Genomic DNA, 15517 nt, shown 5'->3' on the forward strand with positions numbered 1-15517 from the left:
GGCCCCATGGCGGAAGGCGCCGGATACGGCGATGTGAGCGATCAGGATCTGCTCGCCCGCCATGTCGAGGGCGATGCCGAGGCCTTCGGTGAACTCGTGCGTCGGCACCGCGACCGGCTCTGGGCGGTGGCCCTGCGGACACTGGGGGACCGGGAGGAGGCCGCTGACGCCGTCCAGGACGCCCTTGTCTCCGCCTACCGGGCCGCCCACACCTTCCGGGGCCAGTCGGCGGTCACGACGTGGCTGCACCGGATCACGGTGAACGCCTGCCTGGACCGCGCCCGTAAGGCGGCCTCCCGCAAGACGTCTCCGGTCGACGACACCGAGCGCCTGGAGCAGCTGCTGGAGCCGCACGAGTCGGCCTCGGCGCCCGCCGAGCGAAACGACCTCCACCGTCAGCTCCTGGAGGCACTCGGCACCCTTCCTCCCGACCAACGGGCCGCGCTCGTCCTGGTCGACATGCAGGGCTACCCGGTCGCCGAGGCGGCCCGCGTCCTCGACGTGCCGACCGGGACGGTGAAGAGCCGATGTGCCCGTGGCCGAGCCAGACTCCTCCCCCTGCTCAAGCATCTGCGGCCGGAAAACACCGGCGCCGAAAGAGAAGCGGGCGACGGGCGGAACCGGACGCAGGGGACATCCGTCCCACCCGCAGCGGGGCCGCGTCAAGCGGGTCCGCCTGATACGGGGCCAAGCGATTCAGCTGCAGTGAAGGGCGGAGGTGGGCGAGCGTGACATCCACGACAGACACAGCCGGGCACCCGGACGTCACGGAGATCTCCGACCTCGCCGAAGGACTGCTCCCGCCGTCCCGGACCGCGGACGTACGACAGCATCTGGCCGAGTGCGAACTCTGCGCGGATGTCCACGCCTCCCTGGAGGAGATCCGAGCACTGCTCGGAACTCTGCCGGGTCCTCCGCGCATGCCTGCCGATGTCGCCGGCCGGATCGACGCCGCGCTCGCCGCGGAAGCTCTGCTGCACGCTACGGCTCCCGACGCTGTCGACGCGTCGGCACCCATCAGCGCCCAGTCCCTGTCCGATGCGTCACCCGCTTCCGGCTCGGACGACAGCCCGCATGTTTCACGTGAAACATCGACCGACCGCCCCGCAGGCCACGCGCGAGCCTCGACCACCGGCCCGGGCCGCAAGGAGACCCGGCGGGGCGGTCGACGTCGGGCGGTCGTCCTCGGCGCCGTGTTCACCGCCGCTGCCCTGGGATTCGGTTCCGTGCTGTTCTCCTCGCTGAACGACGGCAATCCGTCCGCCCCCGAGGCCCAGTCCACCACCGCGGACACCTTCTCCAAGGAGAAGCTGGAGCAGCAGGTTTCCGATCTCCTCGCCAAGAGCCAGAGCGGCGACAGTGGCTCCCGCGCTCCGGACACTCTCGGGATGGAATCCGTCCCCGGCAACTCGCCCAGGGTCTTCAAGGACCCGGTGGTCCCCAGCTGCATTCAGAAGGGCATCGGCCGCGACGACGTAGCGCTCGCGACCGAGAAGGGGATCTACAAGGGGACGGAAGCGCTCCTCGTCGTGCTCCCCGACGCTCCTGACGGCACCCGGGTCACCGCCTACCTCATGGACGCGACCTGCATGGGTCAGCCGTCGTCCGCCACGGCCAAGGTCTTGCTGAAGCAGTCCTACAACGGTTCCTGAAGGCGCACGCTTCGTCTCCGTCCTGCGTGGTATCTCGTACGGTGGCGCATCCTCGTGTGCCCGGACACAGCGGGAATGCGCGCCCCTTAGGATCCGTTGGGTGGGGTGAGAGTTCTGAAAGGCGCTCCCCCGGTCCACGACGCAGTCCAGAGACGAGGAATCAAGCCGTGAGTGACGTCCGAAACGTGATCATCATCGGCTCCGGGCCCGCCGGCTACACGGCGGCGCTCTACACCGCGCGCGCGTCGCTGAAGCCGCTGGTGTTCGAGGGCGCCGTTACGGCGGGTGGGGCGCTGATGAACACCACCGAGGTGGAGAACTTCCCCGGCTTCCAGGACGGCATCATGGGCCCCGAGCTCATGGACAACATGCGCGCCCAGGCCGAGCGCTTCGGTGCCGAGCTCATCCCGGACGATGTCGTCTCCGTCGACCTGAGTGGTGAGATCAAGACCGTCACCGACACCGCGGGTACCGTCCACCAGGCGAAGGCCGTCATCGTCACCACCGGCTCGCAGCACCGCAAGCTCGGCCTGCCGAACGAGGACGCTCTCTCCGGCCGCGGTGTCTCCTGGTGCGCCACCTGCGACGGCTTCTTCTTCAAGGACCAGGACATCGCCGTGATCGGCGGCGGTGACACCGCGATGGAGGAGGCCACCTTCCTCTCCCGCTTCGCCAAGTCCGTGACGATCGTCCACCGCCGCGACACCCTGCGCGCCTCCAAGGCGATGCAGGAGCGTGCCTTCGCCGACCCGAAGATCAAGTTCGTCTGGGACAGCGAGGTCGCCGAGATCCAGGGGGATCAGAAGCTCTCGGGCCTGAAGCTGCGCAACCTCAAGACCGGCGAACTCTCGGCTCTCCCGGTCACCGGCCTGTTCATCGCGATCGGCCACGACCCGCGCACCGAGCTCTTCAAGAGCCAGCTCGAACTGGACGAAGAGGGCTACCTGAAGGTGGAGGCGCCCTCCACGCGGACCAACCTGACCGGTGTCTTCGGTGCCGGTGACGTGGTCGACCACACCTACCGCCAGGCGATCACCGCGGCTGGCACCGGCTGCTCCGCCGCCCTCGACGCCGAGCGCTTCCTCGCCGCCCTCGCGGACGAGGAGAAGGCTGAGCCCGAGAAGACCTCCGTCTGACCCCCATCCGCCCCACCGCACCAACCAGTTAAGGAGCCCGCCGTGGCCGGCACCCTCAAGCATGTGACCGACGATTCCTTCGAGCAGGACGTTCTCAAGAGCGACAAGCCCGTCCTGGTGGACTTCTGGGCTGCCTGGTGCGGCCCGTGCCGCCAGATCGCGCCGTCCCTCGAGGCGATCGCCGCCGAGTACGGCGACAAGATCGAGGTCGTCAAGCTGAACATCGACGAGAACCCGGGTACGGCCGCCAAGTACGGCGTCATGTCCATCCCGACCCTGAACGTGTACCAGGGTGGCGAGGTCGCCAAGACCATCGTCGGTGCGAAGCCGAAGGCCGCGATCGTCCGCGACCTCGAGGACTTCATCTCCGAGTGACGTTTCACGTGAAACATGAATGGGCCGGCCCTGAGGGGTCGGCCCATTCGCTTTAGAGCGGCCGGAGAACCGGTTCCTTCTGTACGGCGCCCAGGAGCCGGTCCAGTGCCATCTCCACGTCCTCCTTCCAGGAGAGCGTGGTCCGCAGCTCCAGCCTCAACCGCGGGTACGTGGGATGAGGCCGAACCGTCTTGAAGCCCACTGCGAGGAGATGGTCCGCGGGCAGCAGACAGGCGGGCTCCTTCCAGCGCGCGTCTCCGAATGCCTCGATCGCTTTGAAGCCCCGCCGCAGCAGATCCTTGGCGACCGTCTGGACCATCACCCGGCCCAGTCCCTGCCCTTGGTAGCCCGGCATGATGAACGCGGTCATCAGCTGCACGGCGTCGGGCGAGACAGGGCTCGTGGGGAATGCCGTCGAGCGGGGTACGTAGGCCGGAGGGGCGTAGAGCACAAAGCCCACCGGTACGTCGTCGACGTACACGACCCTGCCGCAGGATCCCCAGTCCAGGAGGACAGCGGAGATCCAGGCCTCCTTCTCGAGGGCGGGTGTTCCGGCTTTTACCGCGGCCTCGCCACTGACTGGGTCCAACTCCCAGAAGACACACGTGCGACAGCGCTTGGGAAGGTCCTGAAGGTTGTCCAGCGTGAGCGGTACGAGCCGACGCCCCATGAAGGCTGTTCCTCGCTTCCTTCGCCCGCCACGTCGCGGGCGGCCGTCAGAGCGCTTCGTTCCCTGAGCAGGCTGCCGACGAAGCCGCCGACGGCGCCCAGCCCCAGGCCTGCGCTCACCAGTCCTGTCCGGCTCACCGTTCGCATGGCCCCTGCCTCTCCCTCAGAGGTGCTGCCGGGTGGATTCGCCATACCCGAACGCATCGTATCCACGATGCGATTCCACCGATACCGCCTGAAAGCAAAGAGCGGGCCGTGTCCGGTACACACCGGACACGGCCCGTCCTGGCGCCTGAGCGAGATCGCCCCGCCCGTCGGCAGATCAGTCGTCCGTCTCCTCGGAGTCACCGTCCAGGAGGCTCCTCTGCAGCACCGGTCCCTCTCCGGGGGCGAGGCTGCCGAGAATCCGCTCAAGGTCCTCCATCGAGGCGAACTCGACGGTGATCTTGCCCTTTTTCTGACCAAGGTCGACCTTCACCCGCGTCTCGAAGCGGTCCGAGAGACGGGTCGCGAGGTCGGTCAGGGCCGGCGAGACCCGAGTACCGGCCCGCGGGCCCTTGGAGCGCTGAGCCGTCTGGGGCCGAGAGCCCATCAAGGTCACGATCTCCTCGACGGCCCGCACCGAGAGTCCCTCAGCCACGATCCGGTGGGCCAGCCGGTCCTGCTCCTCCGAGTCGTCGACGGAGAGCAGGGCCCTCGCGTGTCCGGCCGAGAGGACTCCGGCTGCCACGCGCCGCTGGACCGCCGGCGAGAGCTTCAGCAGACGCAGCGTGTTGGAGACCTGCGGACGGGAGCGACCGATGCGGTCCGCCAGCTGGTCATGCGTGCAGTTGAAGTCCTTCAGCAGCTGGTCGTAGGCGGCCGCTTCTTCCAGTGGATTCAGCTGGGCGCGGTGCAGGTTCTCCAGGAGAGCGTCCAGGAGGAGTTTGTCGTCGTCCGTGGCCCGGACGATCGCCGGAATCGCCTCCAGCCCCGCCTCGCGGCAGGCCCTCCAGCGCCGCTCGCCCATGATGAGCTCGTAGCGCGCGGGGCCGAGCTGCCGTACGACGACGGGCTGGAGGAGACCGACCTCCTTGATGGAGGTGACGAGCTCCTGAAGAGCGTCCTCGTCGAAGACCTCACGCGGCTGCCGGGGGTTCGGCTTGATGGAGTCGAGGGGGAGCTCCGCGAAATGGGCACCCAGGGGAGGCGCGGGCGTCTCCACGGCACCGTTCGTCGACGGCTCGTCTGTTTCATGTGAAACAGGCGGCAGTGAGGCCACCTTCGCCGCAGCCACCCCACGGTCGGTGGTCAGCACCGGCACCGCCGCCGGGGACGTCGAAACGGCGCTCCCCAGCGCGGCCGAAGCCACCGTCTTCTCCGTCGGGGCAGCAGGGATCAGTGCGCCGAGACCACGACCCAAACCCCTCCGTCGCTCGCTCACTGGATCCCCTCCACCATGCTCCGGTCGCTCTGTGCGCCGATGTGTGCGTGTGTCGCGTCGTAGGAGACGCCGACACCCTTCAGCGCGATTTCTCGTGCCGCCTCAAGATAGGACAGTGCACCGCTCGATCCTGGATCGTAGGTCAGCACTGTCTGTCCGTAGCTCGGCGCCTCGGAGATACGGACCGAGCGGGGAATGCTCGTCCGCAGCACCTCGTCACCGAAGTGACTGCGCACCTCGTCCGCGACCTGGGACGCGAGACGCGTCCGGCCGTCGTACATGGTGAGCAGGATCGTCGATACATGCAGGGTGGGGTTGAGGTGCCCCCGAACCAGATCGACGTTGCGCAGCAGCTGACCGAGGCCCTCCAGTGCGTAGTACTCGCACTGGATCGGGATGAGGACCTCCTGGCCGGCGACCAGCGCGTTGACCGTCAGCAGGCCGAGCGAGGGCGGGCAGTCGATGAGGATGTAGTCCAGTGGCTGCTCGTAGGCCTGGATCGCCCGCTGCAGTCGGCTCTCTCGCGCCACCAGGGACACCAGCTCGATCTCCGCACCGGCGAGATCGATCGTGGCAGGGGCGCAGAAGAGTCCCTCGACGTCGGGGACCGGCTGGACGACCTCGGCGAGAGGCCTGCTGTCGACCAGCACGTCGTAGATGGAAGGGACCTCGGCGTGATGGTCTATCCCCAACGCCGTGGAGGCGTTGCCCTGCGGGTCAAGGTCGATCACCAGGACACGGCTGCCATGCAGAGCGAGCGACGCGGCAAGGTTGACGGTCGTCGTCGTCTTGCCCACACCGCCCTTCTGGTTGGCGACCACCATGACGCGGGTCTGCTCGGGACGCGGCAGACCTTCGCCGGCGCGGCCCAGAGCCTCTACCGCCAGTTGGGCAGCACGACCGATCGGAGTGTCGTCCATCGGGGGTGGTGTTTCACGTGAAACATCCTCCCCCATCGACTCGGTACGGGGACCGGGGACCGGATCGGTCATCGGTCCCGCGATGTTGGCGTCGGACCGCAAGGATTCACTCTCCTCGACTTCAGGCTCGCAATGAACAGAGCCTCCCATGCCTTCGGGGTCGTGAACCAGTGAGGCCTGTTGTTCTGTGGAGAAATCCACGTCTGTGGACAACTCAGGTCCCTCATCGAGTGAACCGAGAGGCTTTCGGTCGCGGGGTTCGGCCGCGGCTCGGCCCCGGCTGATGATGCCGTGTAGCAGTGAGCGACGTTTCACGTGAAACACGATGCACAGCAACGGGGCCCGAACTGTCGCGACACTCCGGCATGGGTACGTTTGGCAGCTTGTGTGGAGTACGTCTCGTCGTCAGGACGGATCAGCGGCGCCGACGTGCACGTCCCGTCCTGGCCGCCTTCGCTCGCTTCGCCGCGAAGCGCACACCACCCGGACTCTCGCCGACTTCGACCCGCACGACGGTGGACAACGGATCCACCACGCCCTCACCCACATGCAGGATGGATGTCTCCACGGCTCCGAGCTTGCTCAGTGCCGTCGCCGCGCTCTTGAGCTCCTCCTCCGCGGTGTCGCCCTTGAGCGCGAGCATCTCCCCGTAGGGGCGCAGCAGGGGGATCCCCCAGGTCGCCAGCCGGTCCAGTGGAGCCACGGCTCGTGCCGTCACCACATGGACGGGTGTGAGCTTGCCCATGACCTCTTCGGCCCGCCCACGAACGACCGTCACATGGTCCAGGCCCAGCAGCTCCACGACCTCGGTCAGAAAGGTGGTGCGCCGCAGCAAGGGCTCCAGCAGCGTGATCTTCAGGTCTTCCCGGACGAGCGCCAGGGGAATGCCGGGCAGACCCGCACCCGAGCCGACATCGCACACCGTCACACCCTCGGGAACGACCTCCGAGAGCACCGCGCAGTTCAGCAGGTGCCGCTCCCAGAGGCGCGGCACCTCGCGTGGACCGATCAGGCCGCGCTGCACGCCCGCCTCGGCGAGCAGCTCCGCGTATCGCACCGCGTCCGCGAAGCGATCACCGAACACCTCACGGGCATGTTCGGGCGCGGGGGGAAGCTCCGCTGCCTCCGTCACGGGGGACCGTCCTTCCGTACCGCGTAGACGCTCCGGGCGCCGACGCCAGAACCACCAGAACTATCAGGCTGACAAAGTCCGGCCCCGCCTGCCGGGCAGACGGGGCCGGAGGAACGTACGGGCCGATCAGGCGGGAAGAACCACGACGAAGCGCTGCGGTTCCTCGCCCTCGGACTCGCTGCGCAGGCCGGCAGCCTTGACCGCGTCGTGCACGACCTTGCGCTCGAACGGTGTCATCGGCTTCAGCTTCACGGACTCACCGGTGTTCTTGACCTCGGCCGCGGCCTTGGCACCGAGCTCGGACAGCTCGGCGCGCTTCTTGGCGCGGTAGCCCGCGATGTCCAGCATCAGCCGGCTGCGGTCCCCGGTCTCCCGGTGCACGGCCAGGCGCGTGAGCTCCTGCAGGGCTTCCAGCACCTCGCCGTCGCGGCCGACCAGCTTCTGCAGGTCGCGGCCGCCCGCGTCGCTGATGATCGACACAGCGGCGCGATCGGCCTCAACATCCATGTCGATGTCGCCGTCGAGGTCGGCGATGTCGAGCAGCCCCTCGAGGTAGTCCGCCGCGATCTCGCCCTCCTGCTCCAGGCGGGTCAGGGTGTCTACGCCCTCGGCAGCGGCGGAGGTGGTGCCTTCCGTCACGGGATGGACTCCTTACTTACTTCTTGGACGGGGACTTGGGCCGCTGCGGACCCTTGCGCTGTCCGGACTGGGCCTTGCTGCGGGTACCGCCGGTTTTCTTGGCAGCGGCGGAGGGCTTGGCGTCCTCGGGCTCGTCGGACTTGATCAGCGACGGGCCTTCACCGGCCGCCTTGGGAGCACCGGACTGGCGCTGGGACTTGCTCTGCCGCTTGGGCTGCTGACGCTTGGGAGCGGCGGCGCTCGTGGGCGTACCGTCCTCGGTCTGCGATACGGCCTGGGCCTCGCCCTTCACCACGTTGCCGTCGGCCTGGGCCGTGAGGCCCGCCTTGTTCAGGCCGTTGATGAACTTGCGCTCGAACTCGTTGCGGTCGCGGCCCTTGGCCACGATGGCCTTGACGATGGCCCTCTCGCCGCGGCCGCGCGTCTTGCCGTGGTGCGTGACGTGCTTGTACAGACGCTCCAGGTACGCGGCCTGCGCCTTGGAACCCGGAGTCGGGTTGTTGCGGATGACGTACATCTGCTGGCCCATGGTCCACACGTTGGTGGTCAGCCAGTAGACGAGGACACCGACCGGGAAGTTGATGCCGAAGACGGCGAACATGATGGGGAAGACGTACATCAGCATCTTCTGCTGCTGCATGAACGGCGTCTTCACCGTGGTGTCGACGTTCTTCGTCATCAGCTGACGCTGCGTGTAGAACTGCGACGCCGACATCATGACGATCATGACCGCGGTCACGATGCGCACCGTGGTCAGCGAGGCGTCGAGGGCGGCGACGTCCGAGCCGCTGTCGGTGAACTTCGCGGCCAACGGAGCGCCGAAAATGTGCGCCTTCTGCGCGCTGTCCAGCAGGTTCTGGTTGATGGAACCGATGGTGTCGTTGTTCGCGATGCTGTTGAGCACGTGGTACAGGGCGAAGAAGAACGGCGACTGCGCCAGGATGGGAAGGCACGAGGAGAGCGGGTTGGTGCCCGTCTCCTTGTACAGCTTCATCATCTCTTCGGACTGACGCTGCTTGTCGTTCTTGTAGCGCTCCTGGATCTTCTTCATCTCGGGCTGCAGCGTCTGCATGGCCCGGGTCGCCTTGATCTGCTTCACGAAGAGCGGGATCAGGCAGATACGGATCAGGATCACCAGCGACACGATGGACAGGCCCCAGGCCCACCCGGTGTCATCGCCGAAGATGGCGCCGTACACCGTGTGGAACTGGACGATGACCCAGGAGACAGGTGTCGTGATGAAGCTGAAGAAGCTGGCAATCGTGTCCACTAATCATGCTCCTTGGGCATGGGACGGGGTCTCTGCGGCCGGGCTCGTAGGAGCCTGCCCCTCGGTGGCCGGTTCGGCGGAGGAGGGCCCGCCCCTGCGTGTACGCCAGGCGCCACGCAGCATTTCGTGCCACCGCGGACGCTTGCGCGGCGGGACATGGTCCACACCGCCCAGCGACCACGGATTGCACCGCAGGATGCGCCAGGCCGTAAGTCCCGTGCCCTTGATCGCACCATGCCGGTCGATGGCCTGGTACCCGTAGTGGGAGCACGACGGGTAGTACTTGCACACCGGCCCGAGCAGCGGGCTGATGGTCCACTGGTACAGCTTGATCAGCGCCAGCAGCGGGTACTTCATCGCGCGCCCCCTCCCAGCAACCGCTCCAGGGCGGCATCCAGGTCTTGGGCCAGTTGTGCATGATCGGCGTCCCCCGCAGCGGGCAACGCTCGTACGACTACCAGGCTACCGGGGGGCAACGAGGCGACTCGATCGCGCATCAGGTGGCGAAGTCTGCGCTTCACCTTGTTACGCACCACCGCACCGCCCACGGCCTTGCTCACGACGAAACCCGCACGCGTCGGGGGAGCGCTCTCCCCAGGCGCGTGCGGGTTCGTTGCACCGCTACGAAGGTGGACGACGAGAGACGGGCGTCCGGCCCGACGACCTCGTCGTACCGCGGTCGCGAAGTCCTCGCGCCGCCTCAGCCGGTTCTCGGTGGGCAGCACGATGTCATGACCTGACCGGAATCAGGCGGACAGGCTGGCGCGACCCTTGCCACGGCGGTTCGCGAGAATCGCGCGGCCGGCGCGGGTGCGCATCCGCAGGCGGAAGCCGTGGGTCTTGGCGCGACGACGGTTGTTCGGCTGGAAGGTGCGCTTGCTCACTCGGGGGCTCCAGAATAAATCGGGGTTTTCGGGGTGCCGTCCTGGCTGTCACCGTGCGCCCACGAGTAGCTCGCGTCACGCCCGAGTGCACCGCTGACCGATCACCCAAATGATCTGTGCCCATCGGAGGCAGGCGGCAGCAGCCATCGACAACTCGACCTGGTTACGGTACGCGCGGCTACGCCATCCGGTCAAACCAGCGGTCACCAGGAGACACTATCCACAGGCTGGGGACAACAACTTGAACCGCACCGGTCGCCCTGACTACCGTGGCTGGACTCCGATTCGTTCCCTTGTACCTGCCCCACCCCATTTGAATCCCGACCGTTCCCGAACCACACGTTCGTGGGACCCGTGAGAGAGCGTGCCCTGTGGCTGACGTACCTGCCGATCTTGCCGCAGTGTGGCCACGAGTACTCGAGCAGCTTCTCGGTGAAGGGCGTGGGCAGGGTGTCGAGGTCAAGGACGAGCACTGGATCCGACGCTGCCAGCCGCTCGCGCTCGTGGCGGACACCGCACTGCTCGCCGTACCGAACGAATTTGCGAAGGGCGTGCTCGAAGGCCGCCTCGCCCCCGTCGTCAGCGAAACCCTGAGCCGTGAGTGCGGACGTCCGATCCGCATCGCGATCACCGTCGACGACTCCGCCGGCGAACCCCCGGGCCCCCCGAGCCCGCCGCCTAGGCCCCAGCAGCGCTACGAGGAGCCCGAGCTCCCCTCCGGCCAGTACGAGAGTTACGGCCGCCACCGCGCCGACGACCAGAGGCCGGGCCGCTCCGAGCAGCACCCGGGCCCCCAGGGTGACCACACGCCCCGCCCGGACGGGCTCCCGAACGCCCGCCCCGCATACCCCTCGGAGTACCAGCGCCCCGAGCCCGGCGCCTGGCCCCGCCCGCAGCAGGACGACTACGGCTGGCAGCAGCAGCGCCTCGGCTTCCCCGAGCGCGACCCGTACGCCTCGCCGTCACAGGACTCCTACGGCGGCCGCTCCCAGGACGCGTACTCGCAGGATTACCGTCCGCAGTCGATGGAGCGCCCGTCGTACGACAACCAGCGCCCCGAGTACGAGCAGCGACCGGACTACGGCCGCCACCGCGCCGACGAGGAGCAGCGCGACGCCCGCCGCGAGCGGCCCGAGCCGTCGGCCGGCTCCGGGCACATGAGCCGCGGTGGTCCGGTCGGTTCCCATCTGCCCACCACCGGCGCCCCCGGCCCGCTGGCCGCGCAGCCCGCGCCGGCGACCGGTCCGGGCGAGCCGACCGCGCGCCTGAACCCGAAGTACCTCTTCGACACGTTCGTCATCGGCGCCTCCAACCGCTTCGCGCACGCGGCCGCGGTGGCCGTCGCCGAAGCGCCCGCGAAGGCGTACAACCCCCTGTTCATCTATGGGGAGTCGGGACTTGGCAAAACGCATCTGCTGCACGCGATCGGGCACTACGCGCGCAGCCTCTACCCGGGCACACGCGTCCGCTATGTGAGCTCGGAGGAGTTCACCAACGAGTTCATCAACTCCATCCGCGACGGCAAGGGCGACAGCTTCCGCAAGCGCTACCGCGAGATGGACATCCTGCTCGTCGACGACATCCAGTTCCTCGCGGACAAGGAGTCGACGCAGGAGGAGTTCTTCCACACCTTCAACACGCTCCACAACGCCAACAAGCAGATCGTGCTGTCCAGCGACCGGCCGCCCAAGCAGCTGGTGACGCTGGAGGACCGGCTGCGGAACCGTTTCGAGTGGGGCCTGATCACCGACGTCCAGCCGCCCGAGCTGGAGACGCGCATCGCGATCCTGCGCAAGAAGGCGGTCCAGGAGCAGCTCAACGCCCCGCCGGAGGTGCTGGAGTTCATCGCGTCCCGGATCTCGCGCAACATCCGCGAGCTGGAGGGCGCGCTGATCCGGGTGACGGCGTTCGCGTCGCTCAACCGGCAGCCGGTGGACCTCGGCCTGACAGAGATCGTCCTCAAGGACCTCATCCCCGGCGGCGAGGACTCGGCCCCGGAGATCACCTCCACGGCCATCATGGGCGCGACCGCCGACTACTTCGGCCTCACGGTCGAGGACCTGTGCGGCACCTCTCGGGGCCGCGCGCTGGTGACGGCCCGCCAGATCGCCATGTACCTGTGCCGCGAGCTGACGGACCTCTCCCTGCCGAAGATCGGCGCGCTGTTCGGCGGCCGCGACCACACGACGGTCATGCACGCGGACCGCAAGATCCGCAATCTGATGGCCGAGCGGCGCTCCATCTACAACCAGGTCACCGAGCTGACGAACCGCATCAAGAACGGCTGACAGAGCCGCTCGTACGCCTCTGAGGGCGCCCCCGGGACGGATTACCGGGGGCGCCCTCAGTCGTTCCGGAGACCAGCAACCGGGCCCGTCGCGACATCCGCTGTTCGAATACCTGCCGGGTTACGGCCTCTCTCCACAGATCCGGCGACTTTCTTCCGTCCACATCCTGGGGACTGGGAAGTTGTCCAGATCGTGTCCACAGGGACCCTCGTCGAGAGACCATCAGACCAGGTCAGGTGGCTGTGGATCCGTGGACGAACGATCTCCACAGACTGTGGACAGCGAGATGATCCACAGCCTGTGCATCGAGTTGTCCACCGGCCGCCCACAGGCTGAGGACGGTTGTCCCCAGCGATCCCCAGCTTCTCCACACCGCTGTCCACTGTTCGGCAACGCGACGCGCCTCCTCACCGTGTCGAGTGAAAGGCGTCACACGAAGGTGCCGGGTTGGGCTGTGGGAAACGTGGGTAAAGCTGGGGACGGTGCTGGGGAGAAGTAGCCCGAGGCTGTGCATGGAGTGTGCAGAACTTTCCGTTCTCCACAGAAACGCCCGGTTGTCCACCGTCGTCACCCACAGGGTCGGTGGACAAAATTTCCCCTCTGAGCTGGGAGAACGGGGTTATCCACGGTATCCACAGGCCCTACTACTACTCCCAACTAGAGAGAGCTGGGAATCCGTTTCGAAGCGGGCCCTGTGCACAACTCGCTGTCCGGCTCCCGACTGCCCCTCGTCACGACTTGACCCCGAGAGGCACCGACTGTCAGTGCTGTGCGTCAGACTGGTCCCCGGTGTCCTTCCCCTGACAGGGATCGACGACACCGCGACAGACGACGAAGCCAGGCAGGGCGAGAAGCGCCGGCAACAGCAGGAGGCGGCAACGGTGAAGATCCGGGTGGAACGCGACGTACTCGCGGAGGCAGTGGCCTGGGCGGCACGCAGCCTCCCGGCCCGTCCGCCGGCGCCTGTCCTCGCCGGCCTTCTCCTGAAGGCCGAGGACGGCCAGCTGAGCCTGTCCAGCTTCGACTACGAGGTCTCGGCACGGGTGTCCGTGGAGGCGGAGGTCGACGAGGAGGGCACGGTGCTGGTCTCCGGCCGCCTCCTTGCCGACATCTCGCGCGCCCTCCCCAACCGGCCGGTGGAGATTTCCACAGACGGTGTACGGGCGACGGTGGTCTGCGGCTCCTCACGCTTCACACTCCACACACTGCCTGTGGAGGAGTACCCGGCCCTGCCGCAGATGCCGAACGCGACGGGCACCGTTCCCGGCGAGGTCTTCGCCGCGGCCGCCGCCCAGGTCGCCATCGCCGCCGGCCGTGACGACACGCTGCCCGTCCTCACCGGTGTACGCATCGAGATCGAGGGCGACACGGTCACGCTGGCGTCCACCGACCGCTACCGCTTCGCGGTCCGCGAGTTCCTGTGGAAGCCGGAGAACCCCGAGGCGTCCGCGGTGGCGCTGGTGCCCGCCAAGACGCTCCTGGACACCGCCAAGGCCCTCACGAGCGGCGACAGCGTCATCCTGGCGCTGTCCGGCGGTGGGTCGGGCGAGGGCCTGATCGGTTTCGAGGGCGCCGGCCGTCGTACGACGACGCGTCTGCTGGAAGGCGACCTCCCGAAGTACCGCTCGCTGTTCCCGACGGAGTTCAACTCCGTGGCCGTCATCGAGACCGCCCCCTTCGTGGAGGCCGTCAAGCGTGTGGCCCTGGTCGCCGAGCGCAACACCCCGGTGCGGCTCAGCTTCGAGCAGGGCGTGCTGATCCTGGAGGCGGGGTCCAGCGACGACGCACAGGCTGTGGAGCGGGTCGACGCCCAGCTGGAGGGCGACGACGTCTCGATCGCCTTCAACCCGACATTCCTGCTGGACGGCCTGAGCGCCATCGACTCCCCGGTGGCCCAGCTGTCCTTCACGACGTCCACGAAGCCGGCCCTGCTCAGCGGCAAGCCGGCCCTGGACGCCGAGGCGGACGAGGCCTACAAGTACCTGATCATGCCGGTGCGGCTGAGCGGCTGAGCGATGTGAACCCGGCCACTTCGCCGGACGTCTCTGCTGGGGGTCGTCCCCCACAAGATCGCAGTATGCCGGTGCGGCTGAGCGGCTGACCGGATCCGTCGGAGAACTCGCAGGTCGGGGCCTACGTCTGAGCGCGTATGCCCACAGATGTGCGCGAGCGTCCGGGTTTAGGCTCGGACGCAGGTACGGAAGTGCCGTAACGCCACGTCGCACACCTAAGGAACACTGATGGAGCTCGGTCTCGTCGGCCTCGGCAAGATGGGCGGCAACATGCGCGAGCGGATCCGCCGCGCAGGCCACACCGTCATCGGATACGACCGCAACCCGGATCTCGCCGACGTCCACAGCCTCGCTGAGCTTGTGGGCAAGCTCAAGGGCCCGCGTGTGGTCTGGGTGATGGTTCCGGCCGGTGCCCCGACCCAGGCGACCGTCGACGAACTCGCCGACTTGCTGGAGCCCGGGGACGTCGTCGTGGACGGCGGGAACTCCCGCTGGACCGACGACGAGAAGCATGCGGAGGAGCTGGCGGCCAAGGGCATCGGCTTCGTCGACTGCGGAGTCTCCGGCGGCGTCTGGGGCCTGGAGAACGGCTACGCGCTGATGTACGGCGGCGACGCGGAGAACGTCGCCAAGGTGCAGCCGATCTTCGACGCCCTCAAGCCGGAGGGTGACGCCGGCTCGGTGCACGCCGGCAAGGTCGGCGCGGGCCACTTCGCGAAGATGGTCCACAACGGCATCGAGTACGCGATGATGCAGGCTTATGCCGAGGGCTGGGAGCTCCTGGAGAAGGTCGACTCCGTGACCGATGTCCGGGAGGTCTTCCGCTCCTGGCAGGAGGGCACGGTCATCCGCTCCTGGCTGCTCGACCTCGCGGTGAACGCCCTCGACGAGGACGAGCACCTGGACAGGCTGAAGGGTTTTGCACAGGACTCCGGCGAGGGACGCTGGACTGTGGAAGCCGCCATCGACAACGCCGTGCCGCTGCCCGCGATCACGGCCTCCCTCTTCGCGCGGTTCGCGTCGCGCCAGGAGGACTCGCCGCAGATGAAGATGGTCGCCGCGCTGCGGAACCAGTTCGGCGGCCACGCGGTCGAGAAGAAGTAATCCACAGGGCCGC

Annotated in this window: 16 protein-coding genes; 7 read left to right on the forward strand and 9 right to left on the reverse strand. The window is 67.7% G+C overall.

All coding sequences use genetic code 11. The features are described 5' to 3' along the window. Positions 1 to 6 precede the first annotated feature (6 nt). The 4 genes from sigM to trxA all read left to right on the forward strand — a co-directional run bounded on the left by sigM (position 7) and on the right by trxA (position 3163). Complete coding sequence (gene sigM, locus AC5P09_RS22355; RefSeq protein WP_493875598.1) at positions 7 to 732, forward strand: RNA polymerase sigma factor SigM; 726 nt, start codon at positions 7 to 9, stop codon at positions 730 to 732. Next, a complete protein-coding gene (locus AC5P09_RS22360; protein ID WP_493875599.1) occupies positions 729 to 1652 on the forward strand; it encodes an anti-sigma factor family protein in 924 nt (307 codons plus the stop codon). The genes sigM and AC5P09_RS22360 overlap by 4 nt, the downstream gene beginning before the upstream one ends. Positions 1653 to 1819: 167 nt before the next feature. Then, complete coding sequence (gene trxB / locus AC5P09_RS22365; protein WP_493875600.1) at positions 1820 to 2788, forward strand: thioredoxin-disulfide reductase; 969 nt, start codon at positions 1820 to 1822, stop codon at positions 2786 to 2788. 42 nt (positions 2789 to 2830) lie between these two features. After that, positions 2831 to 3163 carry a thioredoxin gene (gene trxA / locus AC5P09_RS22370; protein ID WP_217234882.1) on the forward strand — a complete coding sequence of 111 codons (333 nt, stop codon included), beginning with the start codon at positions 2831 to 2833 and terminating at the stop codon, positions 3161 to 3163. Positions 3164 to 3215: 52 nt separating this feature from the next. Here the strand turns inward: trxA and AC5P09_RS22375 are convergent, their stop codons facing one another. The 9 genes from AC5P09_RS22375 to rpmH all read right to left on the reverse strand — a co-directional run bounded on the left by AC5P09_RS22375 (position 3216) and on the right by rpmH (position 10100). Continuing rightward, a complete protein-coding gene (locus AC5P09_RS22375; protein WP_266436666.1) occupies positions 3216 to 3833 on the reverse strand; it encodes a GNAT family N-acetyltransferase in 618 nt (205 codons plus the stop codon). 321 nt (positions 3834 to 4154) lie between these two features. After that, positions 4155 to 5255, reverse strand: a complete 1101-nt coding sequence (locus AC5P09_RS22380; RefSeq protein ID WP_307676037.1) for a ParB/RepB/Spo0J family partition protein — start codon at positions 5253 to 5255, stop codon at positions 4155 to 4157. Continuing rightward, on the reverse strand, positions 5252 to 6325 hold the full coding sequence (locus AC5P09_RS22385; RefSeq protein WP_307680130.1) for a ParA family protein: 1074 nt from the start codon (positions 6323 to 6325) through the stop codon (positions 5252 to 5254). Before AC5P09_RS22385 ends, AC5P09_RS22380 begins: the two co-directional genes overlap by 4 nt. A gap of 265 nt (positions 6326 to 6590) precedes the next feature. Further along, the gene (gene rsmG, locus AC5P09_RS22390; RefSeq protein ID WP_208780334.1) at positions 6591 to 7307 is read right to left on the reverse strand and encodes a 16S rRNA (guanine(527)-N(7))-methyltransferase RsmG; all 717 of its coding nucleotides are present in this window, start codon (positions 7305 to 7307) and stop codon (positions 6591 to 6593) included. 126 nt (positions 7308 to 7433) lie between these two features. Next, positions 7434 to 7946: a Jag family protein gene (locus AC5P09_RS22395; RefSeq protein ID WP_307676038.1), complete on the reverse strand. Its 513-nt coding sequence runs from the start codon at positions 7944 to 7946 to the stop codon at positions 7434 to 7436. A 16-nt stretch (positions 7947 to 7962) separates the two neighbouring features. Then, complete coding sequence (gene yidC, locus AC5P09_RS22400) at positions 7963 to 9216, reverse strand: membrane protein insertase YidC (protein WP_493875601.1); 1254 nt, start codon at positions 9214 to 9216, stop codon at positions 7963 to 7965. Positions 9217 to 9219: 3 nt separating this feature from the next. Beyond that, positions 9220 to 9573 carry a membrane protein insertion efficiency factor YidD gene (gene yidD, locus AC5P09_RS22405; protein WP_266436653.1) on the reverse strand — a complete coding sequence of 118 codons (354 nt, stop codon included), beginning with the start codon at positions 9571 to 9573 and terminating at the stop codon, positions 9220 to 9222. Beyond that, positions 9570 to 9941: a ribonuclease P protein component gene (gene rnpA, locus AC5P09_RS22410; RefSeq protein ID WP_307676041.1), complete on the reverse strand. Its 372-nt coding sequence runs from the start codon at positions 9939 to 9941 to the stop codon at positions 9570 to 9572. The genes yidD and rnpA overlap by 4 nt, the downstream gene beginning before the upstream one ends. 21 nt (positions 9942 to 9962) lie before the next feature. Beyond that, entirely contained in the window at positions 9963 to 10100 is a 138-nt protein-coding gene (gene rpmH, locus AC5P09_RS22415; protein WP_006381191.1) for a 50S ribosomal protein L34, read from the reverse strand. Positions 10101 to 10471: 371 nt separating this feature from the next. Here rpmH and dnaA point away from each other — a divergent pair, with 371 nt between their 5' ends. From dnaA to gnd, 3 genes are all read left to right on the forward strand, one after another. After that, positions 10472 to 12388 carry a chromosomal replication initiator protein DnaA gene (dnaA, locus tag AC5P09_RS22420; RefSeq protein WP_493875602.1) on the forward strand — a complete coding sequence of 639 codons (1917 nt, stop codon included), beginning with the start codon at positions 10472 to 10474 and terminating at the stop codon, positions 12386 to 12388. 881 nt (positions 12389 to 13269) lie between these two features. Next, positions 13270 to 14400 (forward strand): DNA polymerase III subunit beta, encoded by a 1131-nt coding sequence (dnaN, locus tag AC5P09_RS22425; protein ID WP_266436648.1) that lies wholly within the window; start codon positions 13270 to 13272, stop codon positions 14398 to 14400. A gap of 228 nt (positions 14401 to 14628) precedes the next feature. Beyond that, entirely contained in the window at positions 14629 to 15504 is an 876-nt protein-coding gene (gene gnd / locus AC5P09_RS22430; RefSeq protein ID WP_307676043.1) for a phosphogluconate dehydrogenase (NAD(+)-dependent, decarboxylating), read from the forward strand. Positions 15505 to 15517: the final 13 nt, after the last annotated feature.

It is taken from the genome of Streptomyces sp. a15 (assembly GCF_059026085.1).